Source organism: Anaerospora hongkongensis (genome assembly GCF_004339805.1).
In the GTDB taxonomy this organism is placed as follows: Bacteria; Bacillota; Negativicutes; order Sporomusales; family DSM-15969; genus Anaerospora; species Anaerospora hongkongensis.
Map to the genome: position 1 here is coordinate 305,985 of NZ_SLUI01000001.1, position 15,789 is coordinate 321,773.

Below are 15,789 nucleotides of genomic sequence, written 5' to 3' on the forward strand. Positions count from 1 at the left end.
GTCAATCCCTCAGAATTAAATTTGCCAGTTTATGCGCATTTGCCAGTTCAATATCATCGGGAACATTTTGACCTGTAGTAACATACGACAAAGCAGTGGGAAATTGATATAAAAGATTCAACACTGTCCCTAAATAGCAGGCTTCATCAACTTTAGTAAGTAGAATTTTTTGCGGTGAACAGACACTGAATTTATTTACAATCTCCAGCAAATCGCTGTATTTTGTCGTTGCACTTAAAACAAGGTGAGTCTCTATATAAGGATCAACTGCTAATAAGGATTGCAATTCTGCTAATTGATACTGGCTTTGAGGACTCCTCCCGGCAGTATCAATTAACACCAGATTTTTATCACGATGCCGGTACAAAGCTGCTTTTAATTCGTCAGGCGAATAGACAATTTCAATCGGTACGCCAATGATATCACTATACGTTTTCAATTGCTCAACCGCAGCTATACGATAGGTATCAGCGGTAATCAAGGCTACCCGCTGCCCCTCTTTTATGGCAAAATTTGCTGCCAGTTTCGCGATTGTTGTTGTCTTGCCAACGCCGGTAGGTCCAATAAGCGCAACCGTCTTGCACCCCGAGCCAGGTATTGTAATCCCCTCAACTCTTTGCAAGTAATTCGTGATACGATCAAGTAACAGCTTGCGGGTAATATGTTGATCGCTGCCAATAATGGAAACTTCATCAGGCAATCCCCGAAGGAGGTTCCCCGCGATTTCAGCATCAACATCGTTTTTTATCAATAGTTCCAGCAGCGGCGATACTTGCTTTTCCGCCTGCGGTATTTTTGCCAGCACCTGTTCCAGCAGCTTGCGCATATTGGCAAGCTCAAGCTGGACGACCGCCGCTTTCGTTTCTTCCTCTTTACTTGCCCGCTGTGGCACTGGCAGGGGTTTTTCAACAACTACCGGCACCGGCTTTTCCACGGCAGCCATAACTTCCACCATTTCTTTAGCAAAAAAACCAAAGATACCGCCTTTTTTAAAACGCCTGGTGTGCAGGATTACAGCATCTCTGCCTAAATCATTTTTTACCTGCGCAACGGCTTCTTGCATAGTCGGTGCCGTAAAATACTTAACCTTCATACTATAACTTCACCACCCCTAATGCCTGCACTTCAATTTTAGGTTCAATTTCTGCATAGGAAAGCACAGTAAGATTAGGTGCAACCCGTTCTGTTAATTTACGAAAATGCATCCGCACCGCCGGACTGGTTAATACTAGGGGCTGATACCCCAAATTAGTCAACTTTGGCAGTTCGTTTGTCAAACTGGCAACAATAGCCTGCATAACCTGTGGTTCGAGAGCCACATAGGAACCTTGCTCCGTGCGTTGTACCGCACCATGAATCATGTTTTCCAGCTGCGGATCTACCGTGAGGCAGACCAGCGTATTATTTTGGACATGCTGCCGGGAAATCTGGCGGGCTAATCCATGCCGCACATATTCTGTTAACAATTCTGTATCTTTGGTTAAAGACGCATAGTCTCCCAGCGTTTCCATAATGGTCACCATATCTCGAATGGATATTCGTTCGCGCAGCAGATTCGCTAATACTTTCTGAATATCGCCAAGCGACAGCAAGGACGGTACTACTTCCTCGACAACGGCCGGATTATTTTGTTTAACGGCATCAACCAGGGTCTGAACTTCCTGGCGTCCAAGAATTTCATCAGCATGAGATTTAATGACTTCCGTTAAATGGGTAGCAAGAACAGATACAGGATCTACTACCGTATAGCCGCTTAACTCGGCCTGTTCCCGTACGCTTTCCTGAATCCATAAGGCTGGCAGCCCAAATGCTGGTTCCACTGTTGCAATTCCCTGAACCTCATCAAATACAGTACCAGGGTTCATCGCCATATAATGGTCAAGCATTAATTCGCCTTTGGCAATCTCTACCCCTCTTAATTTGATAACATAGATATTAGGTTTTAGTTGAATATTATCCCGTATGCGTATAGTGGGCACAATCAGACCTAACTCTAAGGCGCACTGACGCCTAATCATAACAACCCGGTCAAGTAAATCGCCACCTTGGCTTACATCAACGATGGGAATTAAGCTATAACCAATTTCCAGTTCCATGGGGTCCACTTGCAAAAGCGCAACAATATTCTCTGGCTTGCGTACTTCTTCCATTTCCTTTTGTTCCATCTGGTTAACTTGTTCATCGGCCTGACTTTGGGCAGTTCTTTTTAATACATAGCCAATACCAATACCTGCTAAGCCCAGAGTAAAGAACGGAATGCCCGGCAAACCCGGTACTAAACCCAGCAGAAGCAACACTCCCCCTGCAATAAAGAACATGCGCGGGTTCGTTAAAATCTGTTCCGTTATGTCATGGCCTAAATTTGACTCAGAAGCAGCCCTGGTCACCATTAAGCCGGTAGCTGTAGAAATCAACAGTGCAGGAATCTGATTAACCAGCCCCTCGCCGACCGTCAGCAATGTATAGGCTTGCAGCGCCTGCGTCAGTTCCATGTTGCGCTGTACCATGCCAATGATAAAACCGCCGACAATATTAATGATGATGATAATAATGGCTGCGATTGCATCCCCTTTGACGAATTTACTGGCACCATCCATTGCTCCATAAAAGTCGGCTTCCCGTTGGATCTTTTTCCGCCTTTGCCGCGCTTCCGAATCAGATATCAGTCCGGCATTCAAATCAGCATCAATGCTCATTTGTTTACCGGGCATAGCATCCAGGGTAAAGCGGGCAGCAACCTCGGCTACCCGTTCTGCCCCCTTGGTAATAACGATAAACTGAATAATAATCAAAATAACAAAGACGATAAAGCCAACCACGGCATTACCGCCAACAACGAAATTGCCAAATGCCGTAATTACCTCTCCGGCATAGCCTTCCAACAAAATCAAGCGAGTAGAGGAAACGTTCAGCGCCAGTCTAAATAACGTTGTGATTAACAGCAGCGACGGAAACACAGAAAAATCCAGTGGCTCTGTATTATAAATTGCCACCATCACAATAATCAGTGAAAATGTTATGTTAAACGAAAGAAAAATATCCAATAAAAAAGTCGGTAATGGAATAATCATCATTACAACAATTGTAATGATGGCAACGGCTACTAATATGTCACTATACTTCAATAAACTGCTAAATGCGGGTGTACGAGTAGCCATAATCATTCTCTCCTTCTATTAGGACAACCGTTTTTTTAAGCGATAGACATACGCCAATACTTCTGCAATAGCTTGATATAATTCAGGCGGTACAGCTTCACCAATATCCGTAGCACTGTATAGGGAGCGTGCTAACGGCTTATTCTCCACAATTGCAACACCGTGCTTTTTAGCGGCTTCTTTGATGCGCTGTGCCAAAAAATCCTGGCCTTTCGCTACTACCACAGGCGCCGCCATGTCTTTCTCATACTTCAAGGCAACCGCATAATGAGTAGGATTGGTTACCACCACACTAGCTTTAGGAATTTCCTGCATCATACGCTGCATTGCCATCGCTCGCTGGCGTTCCTTAATTTTTCCTTTAATTTGGGGATTCCCTTCTGATTGCTTAAACTCTTCTTTAATTTCCTGCTTTGACATTTTTAAGCTTTCATTATGCTGCCACCACTGATAAAAATAATCAATTACTGCCAGAACTAAAATAACCGCGCCAATCTGAAAAGCCAGTTCAAGGATTAGACCACCGGCCAGTTGTAACGATTCAATAAGCTCTAAGTTAATCAGCTTTGGCAGCTCCATTGTTTCTTTTAATATGAACTGATAAATGAAATATCCAACCACGCCGATTTTAATAAAAGACTTAACCAGCTCTACCAAAGAGCGCTTAGAGAATAGCCGTTGAAATCCTGTTAAGGGATTTAATTTTTCAAGTTTAGGCATAATAGGTTCCAGCGTAAAATGGAAACCAACCTGGATCATGTTAGCAGCAAGAGATATAATTAATATGACCATCATAACCGGCAAGGCCGCTTTTAAAAAAATAATAGCGAAATCTATAAACAAAACATGCGCTTCCGTTATGGTAAAATCACTTCTGAAAAGCGTAGAGAACATGGAGCGCATGTAATTGGATAATTCAAGATAAATTAATGGGCTGATTACTTTTAACGCCAAGAAGGCCGCTAAAATAATAAAAGCAGAGTTAATTTCAACACTTTTTGCAACTTGCCCCTTATTTCTTGCATCGCTTTTGCGTTTGGGGGTTGCCTCTTCTGTTTTTTCCTGATTGAATAACTGCAAATCAAAGCGCAGCGTCTTTTTTTCTTCAGTCTTACTGGAAGTTGCCGAGTATACGGTATATATCTTTGTACATGGCATTAAATCCCACCTCCAGAAAGGCAATATAAAACGGGAATGCCAAGGCTAATATAAATAAACCAACAAATATCTTACCCGGTACTCCTACAACAAAAATATTCATTTGCGGCATTGTCTTAGCAAGGATTCCCAGCGCGACATCCGTTAGCAGAATTGCTACCAATACAGGCAAACTAATTTTTAATGCAGTAATAAAAATAGCGAATACCATATCAATAATTAATTCACTCAAAGACGCATGAAAGGAAACTCCTGTTACCGGCACAATTTTAAAACTATTAAATAAAGCGGATAAAAAAACATGGTGGCCATTCGTTGCTAAAAAAGTCAGTAATGCAAGAATGTATTTAAAATTGCCGACTAAGGGTATCTGCTGGCCAAACTGCGGGTCAAGAACATTAACAATCCCAAAACCTATTTGCATGTCCAGCAACTGCCCGGCCATTTGTACGGCAGAAAAGATTAGAGAGCATACCCATCCAAGTATAAGTCCCAGCAGAAATTCACCAGCTACGACTAAAACATATCGCAGAAATTGATCTGGAATGGTAGCTGCCGGTGTGTACACCATAGGCATTACCATATAGGCAATTAGCAGCGATACGCCTGCTTTTACATAAACAGGCAAATTACGGCTGCCAAAAATAGGAGCCGTCGTAAAAATACCACTGACTCGTGTAAAGATTAAAAGAAAAAAACCTAATTGACCAGATAAGAGTTGATATATATCCACCTGTAGCCCACCTGTCTAGCGGATCATTTGTGGCAAACTAACGAGTATATTGCGCGTATAATCTACCAATAAACTGAGCATCCACGGTCCAAATATTAAAATCGATACAAATACCGCAATAATTTTAGGAATAAAACTTAACGTTTGTTCCTGAATTTGGGTCGTCGCCTGAAAAATACTGACTAAGACACCGACCAGCAGGCCAAATCCCAGCATCGGAGCTGACACCAGCATTACCATATACAGAGCGTCACGCCCGACTTGTAGTGCTAGATCACCGGACATAACAGACCTCCTCTAACTAAAGCTTGTAACAAGTGACCGAATAAGCAAATGCCAGCCATCCACTAAAATAAACAACAATATTTTGAAAGGCAGGGAAATCATAACTGGCGGTACCATCATCATCCCCATGGACATCAATGTGCTTGCAACAACCATGTCAATAACGATGAAGGGAATGTAGATAAGAAACCCGATCTGAAAAGCTGTTTTTAGTTCACTAATCATAAATGCGGGAATAATCGTTGTTGTAGGAATATCCTCGGGAGTATTCGGTCTTGCCATTTCGGAAAGATTAACAAACAATGCCAGATCATTTTCACGGGTTTGCTTCAGCATAAACTCTCGCATAGGTTTCATCGCTTCCGTCATGGCGGCATCCTGTGTAATCGTATTGGCCAGATAAGGCTGGAGTGCTTTTGTATTCACCACATCCCAATAAGGAGACATGGTATAGAAGGTTAAAAACAACGCCAGGCCAACCAGGACCTGATTAGGAGGCATTTGCTGCGTCCCGAGGGCACTGCGCAAAAAAGACAAAACAACAATAATTCTGGTAAATGAAGTCATCATTATTAAAATTGAAGGTGCCAATGATAAAACGGTCAACGTAAGTAATATCTGCAAGCTTAGCGCAACGTCTTGCGGATTATTTGCGGCTTCAACACCAATGTTCAGGTTAGGTATTGGTATCAAAGGCGCTGCTTCAGCAAGGCTTGGCAGGGAAAAAAAACTGCCAGCAATTAGTATGTACAACAGCCTCTTCACTGCCACTACCTCTTCTCTTGTTCTTGTTCAGATTCAGGCTGCCGGTTAGAACCGAAAGCCGCAGGAAACCGTTGTGACATTACTTGCAAAGATGTCAACTGTCGCTGAAAGACCTGATCAAAAGCGGAACCGGCAAAGCTGCTAGGCGCATTACGGAGTTTCGTAATTTCTTCCGGATCCGATATTTCCTGCAATAACGTAATATTCTGTTCTGTCACTCCGAGCAGAAGAACCTTGCCGGCAATTTCAACTACTTGTAATGTCCGGTTGGTGCCTAATGGTACGGTGGTCAAAACTCTGCTGTTGCTAGCAGCTCCTTGTCCCAGCTTCTGTCCTAAAACACGGGAAGTAAAATAGGCAAGGCCAATTACAACGGCAAATGCTAGCAACAGCGTAAAAATATAGGCAATTGTTGACAGTATGGAAGTAGCGGGCGGTGTAGGGTCTTGATATTTGAGATAACCAGACTCCTGTTCCTGGGCATAAACCTGTCCACCTGCCACAGCAAGAAACAACAGCAGCAGCAACAGGCACAGTCCGACAGGCTTAAGTCTAAGCATCTTAGCCAACTGCTTTACGAACCGCTTCCAATACCCGGTCAGGCTGGAACGGCTTTACGATAAAGTCACGGGCGCCAGATTGAATCGCTTCAATAACCATCGCTTGTTGCCCCATCGCGCTACACATAATAACCTTGGCAGAAGGATCCATTTTCTTAATTTCCTTCACGGCGCTGATACCATCTAATTCTGGCATTGTAATATCCATAGTGGTCAAATCAGGACGAAGCTCCTGAAACTTTTCAATAGCCTTTAAGCCATTTTCTGCTTCACCAATTATTTCATAGCCATTCTTACTCAGAATATCCTTAATCATCATTCTCATAAAAGCAGCATCGTCCACAACCAAAACTCGAATTGCCATTAATCAATCTCTCCTGTCAGATAATTTAACTTCTATTTTACTGAAGATTACTAGCGCGTTCTATGGGGCTCACAATATCAGTTACCCGGACACCAAAGTTCTCATCAATAACAACCACTTCACCCTTGGCAATCAACTTGCCGTTAACCAGAATATCTACCGGTTCTCCGGCTAATTTATCCAGTTCGACAACCGATCCCGGGGACAGTTCCAAAATTTCGCGGATTAATTTACGAGTCCGCCCTAACTCTACCGTGACTTGCAAAGGAACATCCATAATTAAAGAAATATTGGGATCAATAGCCGGCAGTCCCGTTGGTTTCAAGGGAGCGAATTGCACTGGCTGGACGGGTACATTAGGCTGAGCCTGCGGTTTCGCTGCAATTTGCGGCTGACCATAAGCCGGAGCCGGTTCTCTCTGTGGCTGAGGTTGAGCAGCTGCAGGCCTTGCGGCCGGTGCAGGTGCCGGAGCAGCAGCGGCTGTTTGCGAGGTAGCTGGTTGAACAGCATTCATCAAGCTTTCTACCATTTCTTTCGCAACATTTACAGAGATGATCTGCATAATTTCACTATCAATCAGATCCTCTACTTCCATCCGGAAAGAGACGCGAACAATCGGTTCTTCCGCCGGAATTGTACCAGTAATGGAAGGATCAACAGCAAAATCAATGACATTCACTTTCGGTGGAGCAATATCAATTTTTTTCTTAAAGACAGTCGACATTGATGTAGCAGTTGAACCCATCATTTGATTCATTGCTTCGCCAACGGCACTCATGTACAATTCATTTAATTCAGTCGGTGGATTAGCTCCGTCACCACCCATCATTAAGTCGGCAATAATCAGTGCATCTTGTTCCCGCATGGCCAGTAAATTAGTGCCAACAATTCCTTGGGTATAACCAACTTCGATAACCAGATACGGAATTGGGTATTGCTGCTGAATTTCACTTAAACTGGATATAGAAACCCGGGGCGTGGTTATCGATACCCGCCTGCCAAGAAGTATGGACAGAGTGGTAGCCGCACTTCCCATCGAAATATTGCCAATCTCGCCTAGTGCGTCTTTCTCCATATCGGACAAATCCGGTTGAGCAGGAGATGTCAGTTGATCTCCTCGCAGCAATGCATCTATTTCTTCCTGTGAGAGAAATCCGTCATTCATCGTTTTCATCTCCTCCTGCTAACACTTCGGTAATTTGAATTGCCAGTTTATGCCCTGCAAGCCCAGGCTTACATTTGAATTTTTCTTTACTGCCAATAATAATATTCAGCTCATCCTCTACCTTGGTCTCCAGCTGCATAACATCACCAACTGCTAATTCCAGCAGTTCCTGCACAGTCACAGTTACCCGCCCCATCTCAACAATAACCGGAATAGGAGCTCTTTCCAGCTTACGCTGCAAAGCAGCAACATTTTCCTGAGAAGACTGCTTCGCAATTGAGGAAGCAACCCAGAACGTTGTCGTAAGCTTGGACATAATTGGTTCTAAAACCAAATAAGGGATGCAGATATTGATCAATCCTTCAGCCTGGCCTATCTTCGTTTGCAGCGTAATGATAACAACCATATCATTGGGAGGCACAATCTGGGTAAACTGAGGATTTGTTTCAATGACATCAGCACGCGGCTCAATTGCCACAACCTGTTTCCAGGCTTCCTGAAGAGATTCCAAGGCTTTGTTGATGACCCTGCGCGTAATTGCTTCTTCAATATCAGTCAAAGGACGCGGTTTAGCAGGCGGCAGACCGGGTCCGCCAAAAAGCCTGTCAATAATGGAAAATACAATATTCGGGTTTATTTCCAGAATGGCATTTCCCTTTAAGGGCCTCATTTGAAACACATTAATCACGCTGGGATTAGGTAATGAACGAATGAATTCTTCATATGTCAACTGGTCAACTGAAGCAACATTAATATGAATCAATGTGCGAAGGTGTGCCGAAAGATAAGTATTCAACAGTCTAGCAAAGTTCTCATGAAGCATATAAAGGGTACGAATTTGGTCTTTGGAAAATTTATCAGGACGTTTGAAATCATAGATTTTAATTTTTTTCTGTTTTTGCTCGCTCCTGATTTCCTCGGCTGAAACTACGCCCGTAGACAACGCAGATAATAAATCATCAATCTCAGCCTGTGATAAAACTTCTGGTCCTGCCAAACTTCCGTCCCCCCTTTCGTGCTGCTATTTTATTATAACTGATTCTATAACAATGAAGCTATGTTTAATTATTGTAAAACAAAGTTAGTAATGTAGATTTCGTAGACACGATCCTGCCCTAATGCTTCATTGATTCTACTTTTCAGTGTTTCTTTTAGCGCTTCCTGCTTGCCTGGTTCAAAATCCTCAATCTTTTGTGAACGCAAAACATGGACAGCGGTATCTAATATTTTAATTTCTTCAGCAGATGGCATCTTGCCCTCTTTGGCAACTTCTTTTTGGACCGGTTTCAGTTCAACAATCAAACCTATTTTCAAGTATCTGCCACTATTGACACCGCCAATATTAAGCACCAAGCCATCCTTGGCATCACCAAGCTTGATAAATACCCCTGGTTCACGAGTTACCTTTTTATCTCCTTTATCAGCAACAATTTTTGTTGCAATAAAATAAGAGATTCCGCCAGCGAGCAATAAACCAACAACCACCAGGCTGACTACCAGCATTAGGGGAAACTTTTTTTCTCCTTCCGGCACTTTCCACACCTCGCATCCCTTTGTATTCGATCATATGCAGCATCTATTTTGCGAAATCCGTTTCCTGTACGTTCTCGCTAAAAGCTGATAATCCTCTTTTTTTCGCTATTTTATTTTACATAAAAATGAGATTATCAGCGAAAATTCCGATTTAAAGCGCGGCGGTAATCCATAATTCTGCGAACGACGTCATCCATGGACTCTTCGACAATAATTTTTCTACCGCTTGTTAAGGTGATTACCGTATCGGGAGTTTCATCAATTGTTTCTATTAATTCGGCATTCAAAACGAATTCGTCAGGACTTTTGAGACGAGTCAACTTAATCATCATGTAGCCTCCATAAAAATCGGATGAAGGGGGGGATTTCCCCCCTCTTCCTTATTTAAAATTAGCGTTTAAGATTAGCCAGTTCCTCCAGCATTTGGTCAGTAGTCGTAATAATCTTCGAATTCGCCTGGAAACCACGCTGCGTAATAATCATATTGCTGAATTCCTGTGCCAAATCCACATTCGACATTTCGAGAGACCCTGGGTTAAACGTGCCTCTGCCGCCTGAACCGGAAGTACCGATTTCTGCGTCACCTGAGTTCACAGACTTAGTGAAAAGATTATCACCAACCTTATTTAACCCGGAAGGATTATTAAAGGTAGCCAATGCCACCTGCCCAAGAACTTTGGTTTGCCCATTTGTGAATGTTCCTACAATGACACCGGTCGTGTCAATGTATTTGGAGTCAAGCGTACCGGCACCATAACCATCTTTTGCCATTTGCACTGTAGATTCACCGGCATAAGAGGTGATCGCACTTAAATCCGATTTAATTGACATCGGAGTTGCTCCGGTTGTCGGTGTTATTTCGAAATTATCCAGAGTTGTTTTTGCAGTATAAGTAGGGCCTGCAAGAGCGGCAGTAAAGGACGTTCCCGGTGCTGTCGGTGTAAACGCAAAATCATAATTTGTACCGCCAACAGAAACCGAAATCGGGCTTGTCACCGGGGTGAGCGGTGTAGAATGTGGAGTTTCAACGTATTTGCCAGATGCAATATCCCAATCCATTGTCCCTTCAACAACAACGGGGTTCTTTACACCTGATTCAGAAATCTTATACGTCCAGCCATTACCTGCTGCATTTGTTGTGAACGTCATAGAGACAGCATGAGGAGTCCCATCGGCATCAATTATTGTGTGGTTTGCGGTATGTACCGCATTAGGAGTGGTATCCATTTGCAAGCTCGGAATGGTCAGTGCTGTTGCTGTAGTTGTGGGTGGGTTTACTGTAACAGCCCCTTTAAAGGAACCATCTGTATTGAAGGAAATCTGCTGCCACTGACTGGTTGTTGAGATTGAACCGTCAGCAACTGTGGTTTTAGACAGCCAGGTCGTATTGTCGACTTTATAATACGTTGTATTCATTTTATGAGCAATGCCCAAGGAATCATATAGCTCAGTAGGCGCCTGAACGGTGGTCCCTACAGGAGCATCGGCGGATAAATTCCCCTTGCCAGTCGTCAGTGTGCTTACTTTTGCTGCCATCGTTATGCCAACAGGAATTTGAATGCCGGTGACAGGACCATTGGCATTGACTACACCGGAAGCATCGGCCACCCAGCCAGCAACTCTATAGCCCGTTCCCGGTACCAGATAATTACCTTCATTATCAAAGTCAAAGTTACCAGCACGTGTATACATTTGGTTCGTACCATCAGTAAGAATGAAGAAACCGGCACCCTGAATAGAAAGATCGGTCGGTTTGCCTGTCGGTTGGAAGCTGCCGTCAGTAAAGAGCGTATCAATACTGGCGACCCCCATGCCCAAGCCCACCTGCATCGGGTTAGTACCGCCTCTAGCGCCATTACCGGCTGAAGCTCCCCGCACCGTTTGGCTCAGCACATCCTGAAAAGTAACACGGCTGCCTTTATAACCAACTGTATTTACGTTGGCGATATTATTGCCGATAACATCCATCCGGGTTTGATGGTTGCGCAGGCCGGAAACACCTGCATATAGGGAACGCATCATAATAAATCGACCTCCTATAATTTCATTTGATTTTTTACCGCATCAGTCATTCCGCGGTTTGGGCTTCCTCAAGAGGTCCAGCCCTTACACAATTACGGCACTGTCAATATTTGTGAACACATTTTCTTTCATACTGGCTTCATCCATTGCCGTTATGACGGTCCGGTTTTTCACACTAACGACCAGCGCTAAATTATTCATGAGTATCAGCGACTCTTTAGCACCCTTTTGAGCTGCTTTATCCACAGCACCGCTGAGTTTGTCCATTGCAGTCTCATCGAGCTTAATATTACGGCTTTGCAGGCGCTGTAAGGCATGCTGCGAAAATTTGACTTCGCCGCTCAGCTGTTTTTCCAGTATCTCTGTAAAGGATTTCCCCGAATTTGCGGCCGAAGCTCCCGGCTTGATTACTGAGCTTTTATTGACCTGTGGTGTTTGTATGAGAGGGGTTTGCGGGTAATAAATGCGATTGTCTCCCATTTCCGCTACCTATGCTTTTGCAGAGACTTTAAAAACTTTATCCATACCTACGGAAACATCACCAACCATTAATTTTGAAACACCCTCAAATGTCGTAACGGCTGTAACAACACCGGATTTTTCTGTTCCCTGGTCATCAAGCCAATGTATTTCTTTGCCAATCAGGTTCGTCGCCTGTGTTGTTATCATGGCAGTATTCATATTCTGCATTTGCTCGAGACTGGAAAACTGCGCCATTTGGGCAATAAACTCTTTATCTTCCATTGGCTGCAGCGGATCCTGGTAACGCAGCTGGGTCACAAGCATTTTTAAGAAATCGTCTTTACCTAGAGCGTCATTAGACTTATTTGATTTAACCGAACTGGTATTAGAAGCAGTTCTAAACGCTTGTTCATTATTGGTTACTGTTGTACTCATAATTGCGCCTCCTTTTTAAATACGGTAATCTACACCTGCATCTGAAGTGACTGGCAAAACAGCTGCCGCCTCAATTGCATCAATAAAGCTGTCATCTTGCCGTCGATTTTTTAATTTGATTTGCTGCTGTTGAGCAGTTTGCTGCTGTTGGTCATTAGAGAAAAACTGGTTGAGTCCGGCATAGACGCCAACATTATCCACTTTTAAGCCCTGATTGGATAATTCCTGCCTTAATTGCGTCAAAGATGCTTCAATAACAGTCCGCACTTCCTGGTTATTGGAGTGAAAAGATGCACTAACAGCACCATTTTCAACCGTTACCTTCAGCGTCAGTTCTCCCAGGTGCTCCGGCTTCAGTTTCACTACCATCTCTGAATTATTAACCCGGTTAATCATTCTGGCCTGTTCAACAATCTGACCGGCAATATTATGAGGGTCTTGAGACACGCCACTATCACGCTGAACACTTACAGCTTCAACCGCTTTAGCAAGACTGACAGGCTGAATATGGTCAACAACGGTTGCTTGCCTATTGACAACTGACTCCACTTTACCAAAATCAGCAGAAGAATCATCAGCTAGCAAACCAACTGGCAGTTCAGCTTGCTTTGCATCTGCCGGCTTATCCTGCTGCTCATCCTTGCCCGGCGTTGCAGCTTCCTTTGCAGTGACTGCAGCAGCCATATTTTGCAGGCCATCGTCTTGCAGTAAAGCAGCAGATTCATTCGCTGGAGATTTTTTTGTGTCCTCATTCTTTTTCACTGGATTCGCCTCAGCTGTTGCTGTTCGAATTGTCTGAACGACTACCGGATTTGCTTTAGCAGCAAGTACCGCCAGCTCATCACCGTTACTATTTCCAGCAGCTTGGCCCTTATCGGCACGAAGCAACTCATTCACAATAGCTGTCTGCTGGGAAGAAACAGTCGCTTCATTCCCTGCCATTTCAGGTTGAACCGATTGGCTGACAGCCGCCACTTCCGGAGCAGCAGGCAAAACTTGCTGCGTCATATTGGTGGCAGCGGATGTTTGCACGCCCGCAGGCATCGGCACAGTTTGTACAAAACCAGGTACAACTGACGTTTCGCCAGCACCATTAGATTCATTGCCGCCGATGTCAGTAAAGGCATTAACGGCTGCCGTCTGCCCGGCAGTAGTCATCTCACCGGAATTAACAGGTGCAATCGCAGCCGGTAGCTCGGTCTCCTGTACGCAGTTTACTTGATCCTGTGTATTTACAGGCAAAGCAGCAAGGACAATTCCATTAAGCGCTAAAAAAGCCAAATTATCATTGACTGTATTTTTAGCTTGGCCTTTTCCCGGCTCCCCCCCTGCTTCGGTTGCAGAGTCCAGTATCGCTCCAAAGGCTCCGGCTTTTTTTCCCGGGCTGGTTTTGCTATTTTTCCCGCTGGCTGGCAGTGCAGCATTTGGCATCATATCGGTTTGCGGTAAGGCTAAACTCATTTCATTCATTTTCTCACCTCCTTTCGCTGAACTAACTTTTTACAAAGGCTTGTTTTTCAACATAGCCTGCGTTAATCTGGCAGCGCGATTACTGTCCATACCCGCTAATAGTTTAGCGACTTGCTCTTCTTCCATTTTGCTGAAAATCGCAAGTATTTCCTGATCGGCAAGCTGATTCAGTATCGGTACGGCTTCTTCAGGCTTCATCGTACCATATAAACGCGACAGTTTACCTATCCGTTTTGCCTCTTCCTGCTGCTTCATCTTTTCCAGCTTTTGCAATTCCTCGCTTGTCAACGGCACCTCCGGCTGTGCCATCACCTCCGGCTTCGTAACCTGGTTTGTCTGTACCGGGGTTGACGGCACTTGTTGGACAGCTTCGCCAGGCTGCTCTAAATCGGCCTCGGTTAGGTCGACAGTTTCAAAATTAGTCTGCGGCGGAGCAGGAAAATACTGACCAATCACTGGATATTGATGCAGTTTCCAATTGGCTGCAAGCTTATTTACATCAATAACATTCAAATATACTCCGGCGGCAAAGCCAGCGCCTCCAATTACCAGAAGAGCCAGTAAAATGACGATTACTTTTAAGAGACTAAATTTCCCCTTCGGTTTTGGAGGTGGAAGGATTTGTTTGGGAGCAGGAGGTAGTGTTTTTTTTATTTTCTCAGCCATAGCAATTCCTTTACTCGTATTATCTTACTTATCATTAACTATATAAAGCGAGTACTTTCCCCACATAGGCCTGGGTTTCTGAATACGGAGGTACGCCGGCATACTTTGTTACCGCACCCGGCCCGGCGTTATACGCTGCAACCGCTTTTTCAATGTCACCATTAAAAGTTGTCAGCATTTGTTTTAGATATTTCACGCCTCCGTCAATATTCTCACGGGGATCATAGACATTGCGCACTCCCATCGCCCGTGCCGTATCCGGCATAAGCTGCATGACGCCGACTGCGCCGGCTGAAGACACCACATCTGCAGTCATATTTGATTCCGTTTGGGCAACTGCAAGCGCCAGCTTGGGATCAACACCATATTTTTGCGAGGCAACCTGTACCATTTTGGCAATCTCTCCTGATCCCGGACCTGTAGTTACCGGTTTATGCTTCTGCTCTGCCTGGGATAAGACAGACGGAAAATTGCCAGTAGCTTGCGTGGGTTTACTAAAGCGCTGTTCAATTGCGTCAATACGTTGTAAAACACGGCTTATACTATCCATCTCACACCTGCCGATTCCGCATGAAAACTTGCATGCCAAGTTCATCAAGCAATTTTTGATCTTGTTGCAGCATTTCTGCTTTGTATTCGGCTAATCGTTTTTCCTTTAGCTTTTCTACCAATTTAAGCTTAGTAGTTGCCGCCGCTAATTCAGTAAGACAGTGACACCGCTGCTGATCGGCCGCTTCTACCTGTTCCTGCTGCACAGTAATGCTTACATTGAGTTTATCGAAGTAAAAATAATAATTCTTAAGCGTATCTATCGTTTGCCTTTTACTCTGCTCAGCCCGGAATTGAGCTAATTGCATTTTCTGCTCGTTTTCGAGCCGCTCAAGAGCTGTTAACTCTATCTGGTACCGGCTGGTTGCCTGGACAAGCCGCATTTGTGCTTCTTCCTGCTGCAACCGCCTCATTCGCAATAACGTTTCCAGCTGAAATTTAAACTGCTTCATTTACCCAACTCC

General features: G+C 44.2%; 19 protein-coding genes. All 19 read right to left on the reverse strand.

The genetic code is table 11. The annotated features are described in order from the left end of the window. Position 1: 1 nt before the first annotated feature. Positions 2-1,093 carry a flagellar biosynthesis GTPase FlhF gene (gene flhF, locus EV210_RS01625; RefSeq protein ID WP_132074572.1) on the reverse strand — a complete coding sequence of 364 codons (1,092 nt, stop codon included), beginning with the start codon at positions 1,091-1,093 and terminating at the stop codon, positions 2-4. A 1-nt stretch (position 1,094) separates the two neighbouring features. Continuing rightward, positions 1,095-3,158: a flagellar biosynthesis protein FlhA gene (gene flhA / locus EV210_RS01630; RefSeq protein WP_132074575.1), complete on the reverse strand. Its 2,064-nt coding sequence runs from the start codon at positions 3,156-3,158 to the stop codon at positions 1,095-1,097. Positions 3,159-3,176: 18 nt separating this feature from the next. Further along, complete coding sequence (flhB, locus tag EV210_RS01635) at positions 3,177-4,316, reverse strand: flagellar biosynthesis protein FlhB (RefSeq protein WP_132074578.1); 1,140 nt, start codon at positions 4,314-4,316, stop codon at positions 3,177-3,179. Continuing rightward, positions 4,270-5,049 carry a flagellar biosynthetic protein FliR gene (gene fliR, locus EV210_RS01640; RefSeq protein ID WP_132074581.1) on the reverse strand — a complete coding sequence of 260 codons (780 nt, stop codon included), beginning with the start codon at positions 5,047-5,049 and terminating at the stop codon, positions 4,270-4,272. The genes flhB and fliR overlap by 47 nt, the downstream gene beginning before the upstream one ends. 15 nt (positions 5,050-5,064) lie before the next feature. Then, a complete protein-coding gene (fliQ, locus tag EV210_RS01645; RefSeq protein ID WP_132074584.1) occupies positions 5,065-5,334 on the reverse strand; it encodes a flagellar biosynthesis protein FliQ in 270 nt (89 codons plus the stop codon). A gap of 12 nt (positions 5,335-5,346) precedes the next feature. Continuing rightward, positions 5,347-6,099 carry a flagellar type III secretion system pore protein FliP gene (gene fliP, locus EV210_RS01650; protein ID WP_207900620.1) on the reverse strand — a complete coding sequence of 251 codons (753 nt, stop codon included), beginning with the start codon at positions 6,097-6,099 and terminating at the stop codon, positions 5,347-5,349. A 5-nt stretch (positions 6,100-6,104) separates the two neighbouring features. Next, positions 6,105-6,659 carry a flagellar biosynthetic protein FliO gene (fliO, locus tag EV210_RS01655; protein WP_132074590.1) on the reverse strand — a complete coding sequence of 185 codons (555 nt, stop codon included), beginning with the start codon at positions 6,657-6,659 and terminating at the stop codon, positions 6,105-6,107. A gap of 1 nt (position 6,660) precedes the next feature. Then, positions 6,661-7,023: a response regulator gene (locus EV210_RS01660; protein WP_132074593.1), complete on the reverse strand. Its 363-nt coding sequence runs from the start codon at positions 7,021-7,023 to the stop codon at positions 6,661-6,663. 37 nt (positions 7,024-7,060) lie between these two features. After that, on the reverse strand, positions 7,061-8,188 hold the full coding sequence (gene fliY / locus EV210_RS01665) for a flagellar motor switch phosphatase FliY (RefSeq protein WP_132074596.1): 1,128 nt from the start codon (positions 8,186-8,188) through the stop codon (positions 7,061-7,063). After that, positions 8,181-9,185: a flagellar motor switch protein FliM gene (gene fliM / locus EV210_RS01670; RefSeq protein WP_132074599.1), complete on the reverse strand. Its 1,005-nt coding sequence runs from the start codon at positions 9,183-9,185 to the stop codon at positions 8,181-8,183. The genes fliY and fliM overlap by 8 nt, the downstream gene beginning before the upstream one ends. A gap of 68 nt (positions 9,186-9,253) precedes the next feature. After that, positions 9,254-9,721, reverse strand: coding sequence for a flagellar basal body-associated FliL family protein (locus EV210_RS01675; RefSeq protein ID WP_132074602.1), 468 nt, complete (start codon positions 9,719-9,721; stop codon positions 9,254-9,256). A gap of 134 nt (positions 9,722-9,855) precedes the next feature. Beyond that, positions 9,856-10,050, reverse strand: coding sequence for a flagellar FlbD family protein (locus tag EV210_RS01680; RefSeq protein ID WP_132075091.1), 195 nt, complete (start codon positions 10,048-10,050; stop codon positions 9,856-9,858). A 61-nt stretch (positions 10,051-10,111) separates the two neighbouring features. Then, positions 10,112-11,743, reverse strand: a complete 1,632-nt coding sequence (locus EV210_RS01685) for a flagellar hook protein FlgE (protein ID WP_132074605.1) — start codon at positions 11,741-11,743, stop codon at positions 10,112-10,114. An 84-nt stretch (positions 11,744-11,827) separates the two neighbouring features. Continuing rightward, the gene (locus tag EV210_RS01690) at positions 11,828-12,223 is read right to left on the reverse strand and encodes a TIGR02530 family flagellar biosynthesis protein (protein ID WP_132074608.1); all 396 of its coding nucleotides are present in this window, start codon (positions 12,221-12,223) and stop codon (positions 11,828-11,830) included. 9 nt (positions 12,224-12,232) lie between these two features. Next, positions 12,233-12,640 (reverse strand): flagellar hook assembly protein FlgD, encoded by a 408-nt coding sequence (flgD, locus tag EV210_RS01695; RefSeq protein WP_132074611.1) that lies wholly within the window; start codon positions 12,638-12,640, stop codon positions 12,233-12,235. A gap of 15 nt (positions 12,641-12,655) precedes the next feature. Further along, positions 12,656-14,110, reverse strand: coding sequence for a flagellar hook-length control protein FliK (locus tag EV210_RS01700; RefSeq protein ID WP_132074614.1), 1,455 nt, complete (start codon positions 14,108-14,110; stop codon positions 12,656-12,658). A gap of 30 nt (positions 14,111-14,140) precedes the next feature. Continuing rightward, positions 14,141-14,776, reverse strand: coding sequence for a MotE family protein (locus EV210_RS01705; RefSeq protein WP_132074617.1), 636 nt, complete (start codon positions 14,774-14,776; stop codon positions 14,141-14,143). A gap of 34 nt (positions 14,777-14,810) precedes the next feature. After that, positions 14,811-15,326 (reverse strand): lytic transglycosylase domain-containing protein, encoded by a 516-nt coding sequence (locus tag EV210_RS01710; RefSeq protein ID WP_132074620.1) that lies wholly within the window; start codon positions 15,324-15,326, stop codon positions 14,811-14,813. 1 nt (position 15,327) lies between these two features. Continuing rightward, positions 15,328-15,777, reverse strand: a complete 450-nt coding sequence (gene fliJ, locus EV210_RS01715) for a flagellar export protein FliJ (RefSeq protein ID WP_132074623.1) — start codon at positions 15,775-15,777, stop codon at positions 15,328-15,330. Between the last annotated feature and the right edge of the window lie 12 nt (positions 15,778-15,789).